Genomic DNA, 4664 nt, shown 5'->3' with positions numbered 1-4664 from the left:
GGCATTGCCCCCATCTTGAAATACCGGCAGGCGGGGGTGAATGTGTCTTTTGGCTGTGACGGATCCGCCAGCAACGACTCCCAGGATCTTCTGGAAGCGATCAAGATTGGCAGCATCCTGCACAATGTGACGGACTTCGACTATCGCCACTGGATTACCCCCCGCGAAAGCGTGGAAATGGCGGCACGGGGTGGAGCTACCGGTCTGGGCATGGCGGATCAGTTCGGATCCCTGACGGTGGGGATGCAAGCGGATTTGGTGCTCTACGACCTGACCCAACTGTCGCTGCTGCCCCGTACCGACCCGATTGGGCTTTTGATTTTGGGTCGCCCCACACAGGTGGTGGACAGTGTCTGGGTGAAAGGCAAGCAGGTGGTCTCAGCCGGAACCGTTACCACGGTGAATGTGGATCAACTCCGACAGGATCTCTTCGCCCATAGCCACTGGGATCCCTTCCGTCAATCGAAGCAAGCCAAGCAACTGGAAGACCGTTACCGCCGGGTCATGGGGTTGCCAGAATAGCCTTAGCCGTTTTGCCTTTGGGATCCTGTGTGTGGGGAAACCAATGCCGCCAGAGCAACAGCCCAGATCAAGCAGCAGGCGCTTGCAGTGGGCTTCAACAAAGTTGGCATTGCTAGCGTGATGGATCCCCCTGATCTGCAGGGTTTGCACACTTGGCTAGCGCAGGGCATGGCTGCAGATATGGACTGGATGCGGGATCCCCGGCGAAGGGATGTGCAGTTGGTGCTGCCGGGAACCCAATCGGTGGTATGCGTGGCCCTCAATTACTACACCCCGATTCAGCACAGCTGTGATCCAAGCAAAGGGAAGCTGTCGCGCTACGCTTGGGGACGAGATTATCACCGGGTTTTGGGACGAAGGCTGAAACAGTTGCAGCTGTGGATGCAGGCCCAATTTCCGACTCATACCAGTCGCTTTTATGTGGATACCGGCCCGGTTGCGGAAAAACCTTGGGCGATGCAGGCGGGCTTGGGGTGGATCGGCAAAAATGGCCTCCTACTGACTCGTGAGTACGGCTCCTGGGTTTTTCTAGGCGTACTGCTGACTACCTTAAAGTTAATTCCGGATCGCCCCCATTCTTTCCACTGTGGCACTTGTACCCGTTGCTTGGCAGCCTGCCCCACCCAGGCCATTGTCAGCCCCGGTGTTGTCGATTCCCGTCGCTGTATCGCTTACCACACCCTAGAAAGCCATGCCCAAGAGATCCCAGCTGAAATTGCCCAGAACCTGAATAACTGGGTGGCCGGCTGTGACATTTGCCAGGATGTCTGCCCCTGGAACCAACGGTTTGCCCAACCCACCGGGATCCCGGATTTTCAACCTTATGCCTGGAACATTGCCCCCAACTTGAAGGATTTAGCCCACATCAGCGAAGCGGACTTCAACCAACATTTTCCCGCCTCTGCCCTACGCAGACTCAAGGCCAAACGACTGCGGCGCAACGCCCAAGCCGCCCTGCAAAGATCACCCAGATCGGATGCACAAGCACTCAACCCTTCTGCCAACCCCTGAGATAGAAAATATAGAAAATACGGAGGAGGATTTTTGCATTTGCGCTTATGATCCGATTACTTCCATGGCCCTTTTACGAGCATTTAACTCTGGCATCAACAGATCGGTGGATTCATGAAAAGTCTAGGGATCCCTTTGGTTGCCTTTTTCATCACTGTCCAGGATTTACTTAGCCCCAGTGTCGCTGCGCAGGCTGGGGAGGCCCACCAGCAAGTAACCCCAGATCTGGGGGAACTGGTTTCCTATAGCCATGCAGGCGGACTGTTTACCTTACAGATACCCAGTGGCTGGGAACAAAAAAATTTGGGGGATGAGCAGGTCTCACGGGCTTTTTTCTACCAACCCAATGGACCAAGCTGGATGGTGGTCGCCATTTTCAACAGGGATGAGGTGCCGTTATCTGAACATGAATTGGGCTTTCAGTTACAAAAAGATCTCAAAAATGTTTTCAGGGATTACTCCAACTTCATTATGAATCTCGAACCAACCGTACAAAATGACGGTAGTGTTAGGGTCGTCTTTGAATACGACTTTGAATACGATGAGGACACAGTCGTCATGCAGGGCAATAGCTTCATTCAACAGGATGGTGGCTACCTGTCCTTCATTTACATCATGGTTCCCGAAGACGAGTTTCCTGAGCTAAAACCCAGCATCGACCGCATTTTGAATAGCTACCAGGTGAATTCAAATGTGCTATGGTAGTCACTACCTAAATTATTAATCATTTCTTTCCAAGAATATCAATTAATTCAATTAATGCAAAACGCAGCTTCTAAAATCTTTAGCAAAAGAGCCAACACCCATCTGCCCAGCCCAGCCGCTAGGATTCCCCTAGTACAGGAGGGATCCCAATCCTTTGGGCTTTCAAGCTAACATACACATCCCAGCCTCTCCGATTCAGAGGCACTCAGTCCTCAGCTCACCGCTGGCTGCTCCAATAGTGGCGGCGGCTCCCTAGTTCTTCTCAGCTACTGCCTTTGCATGGATAACGGTTACGACAATTATTACCCCAGATACCAACAGCCTACGAGCCAAAACCTGCTGGGATCCGGGTGGAGACCACTGCACCGTCACTTTGATGCGCAGTATTTTTGGCAACTGGCCCTGCGGGATCCCTGGGATTTGATCCAAAAAGCCCTGGATGTGTGCAGTGATGTGGCCAATGCTGTGGGTCGGAACGAATACAGCCCTCTGGCCAATTTGCTCAACCTGTTTTCAGAAAACACCCGTTACGAAATCGACGAATTCTGGAACAGCATTACCCCACCCCCACCCGGCCCCGACTATACCTTTCAAAACTCCCTCTCCACCGAAACCCCAATTCAGCAACAGGTGAGCCGTGACCAAATCCCCATCGATTATGTTCTCAATCGCCTGCAGGAGATCACCGTTCTCAAAATTTTGGCGTATCTAGGCCGGCCAGCCCAGATCATCCAAGTGTTTATGGATCGCTACTTCTACTACCCAATCGAACGCTTCAGCGGTTGGGAGCAGATCCGCAGTCTGGGCACTGTCTATGCCTTTTGGCCAGCGCATCAAATTTGGTTACAAATCGAAACCACCTATCAATCTCGCCGCCGCTACACCTTAATGGGTATCGATCTCAAGCCTTTGATTCGTAAGGTCACCTACAATCTGGCGGTGATGCTGAGTGGTTACCAAAGCCGGATCGGGCAAATCCAAAGTCCATATCCAATCAGCTCTTTTCCTGCTGAAATTCAAACTTTTACCGACCAGGTGCAGCAACGGATTTTACAACAGGAGCGATTGGCCGTTTTGGTACACGGGATCCCGGGCACCGGCAAAACCGTTTGGACCCAGGCTGTAGCCCACGAACTGTTGATCCCACTCGGCTATGTGGTGTTTATCTTGGATCACGAAGCGGTGCAGGAATTCATTCCGCCCCCCTACCTGGAGCGGGTCTGTCTGATCATTAACGAGGCTGATAACCTGGCCCAAAATCGCGCCAGTGAAGTGGCCCAACAGAGCAGCAAAACCGAGCGCATCCTCAGCCTGCTAGATGGCACCCTACACCAAAGTGTGCTGGATGAAGAACACCCCCACTGTGAACAAAAGCTGGTGGTGTTAATGACTTGCAATACAACTGAGCGCCTGGATCCCGCAGTTTTACGCAAAGGGCGGGTGGATTTGGTGCAGGAATTCACCCATCGCTACGTTTAGCACTTATAGTAGATTGCTTATGGATCTTGCAGATGTTGTGGAGATCTTGTCGATCTTGGGCGTGGAGCTTGGACGGGCACCCCATCCGTTTGAGATGAGGCTGTGATTTCAGTCACGCTCTGACCCAGCTGCATCCTTTAGCTTGGAGGAAATCTAGATTCAGACTCCCTTGAACTGTTTTGACCAACCTGCTCTCTGGCCATGGGATAAGCTGAATTACAACTTTTTCCAGCAGCAGCTATTCTAGCAGCGCATGTGGGCTATTTCCTTGGCTGACAACGATTCCAGACCGTCTCGGATCCTCTATGAAGTCGGAAAAAGCTGTAGTCTTTGCATCCAGCCATCCGCCAGAACCTCACAGCAGGACTTGAGCTTGAGATGCAGGAATCGCCGCTGATCCAAGTTATTCACCTACTGGAACAAGCCTTCGGACAACTCAAGGTGAAGGTGCCTCCTTTGAAAATCGAGCGGATGGCGGTGCTCATCTTCACCCGCATGGAACGGGGATCCCGTCGCTTCCATACCACCCACCACAGCTTAACCGTCAGCCGCACCCACTCCCCCATCCAAATTTTGGCTGGCCTGTTTCACGATATTGTCTATCTTCAACTGGATCAGCAGGCCCCCGATGCTGGCCCCTATGGTGTTCCCAAAGCCCTGTTACCCAAGCTAGAAGGCATCATTACCGTCACTTCCAAAGGACTCTATGTTGCTTCTGGACAACCATCCCTGCCCCTATACATTTGCCTGCACCTGTTCAACTTTCAGCCAGGGCAACATTATAGCCATGCGGATGGTATCAATGAGTTTTTGAGCGCTTGTCTGGCCTTGGATGTGTTGGAACCCTGGCTTTCTCTCCAAGATCAAGTGGCGATTGTCGCCAGCATTGAAGCCACGATTCCCTTTCGCCCTGTGAATGGGGAAGGCTACTCCTGCCTAGAACAATT

Annotated in this window: 4 protein-coding genes and 1 pseudogene; all 5 read left to right on the top strand. The window is 52.3% G+C overall.

What is annotated here, in order from left to right; all coding sequences use genetic code 11:
* The coding region (locus JX360_RS17060; RefSeq protein ID WP_244353370.1) for an amidohydrolase family protein at positions 1–522 on the top strand (522 nt) is incomplete at its 5' end.
* 27 nt (positions 523–549) lie between these two features.
* Entirely contained in the window at positions 550–1533 is a 984-nt protein-coding gene (gene queG / locus JX360_RS17055; protein WP_341830575.1) for a tRNA epoxyqueuosine(34) reductase QueG, read from the top strand.
* 114 nt (positions 1534–1647) lie between these two features.
* Positions 1648–2238: a hypothetical protein gene (locus JX360_RS17050; RefSeq protein ID WP_244353368.1), complete on the top strand. Its 591-nt coding sequence runs from the start codon at positions 1648–1650 to the stop codon at positions 2236–2238.
* A gap of 279 nt (positions 2239–2517) precedes the next feature.
* Entirely contained in the window at positions 2518–3717 is a 1200-nt protein-coding gene (locus tag JX360_RS17045) for an AAA family ATPase (protein WP_244353366.1), read from the top strand.
* Positions 3718–4095: 378 nt separating this feature from the next.
* Positions 4096–4664: pseudogene (locus JX360_RS17040) on the top strand (hypothetical protein); the annotation flags it as partial.

Origin of the sequence: Thermostichus vulcanus str. 'Rupite' (assembly GCF_022848905.1) — a bacterium.
Taxonomy (GTDB): Bacteria; Cyanobacteriota; Cyanobacteriia; order Thermostichales; family Thermostichaceae; genus Thermostichus; species Thermostichus vulcanus_A.
This window is presented reverse-complemented; position numbering and strand designations above follow the sequence as displayed.

Excerpts from the sequence above, each read along its gene's own strand:
- JX360_RS17050 (WP_244353368.1), top strand. The coding sequence starts at position 1,648 with ATGAAAAGTCTAGGGATCCCTTTGGTTGCCTTTTTCATCACTGTCCAG.
- JX360_RS17045 (WP_244353366.1), top strand. The coding sequence starts at position 2,518 with ATGGATAACGGTTACGACAATTATTACCCCAGATACCAACAGCCTACG.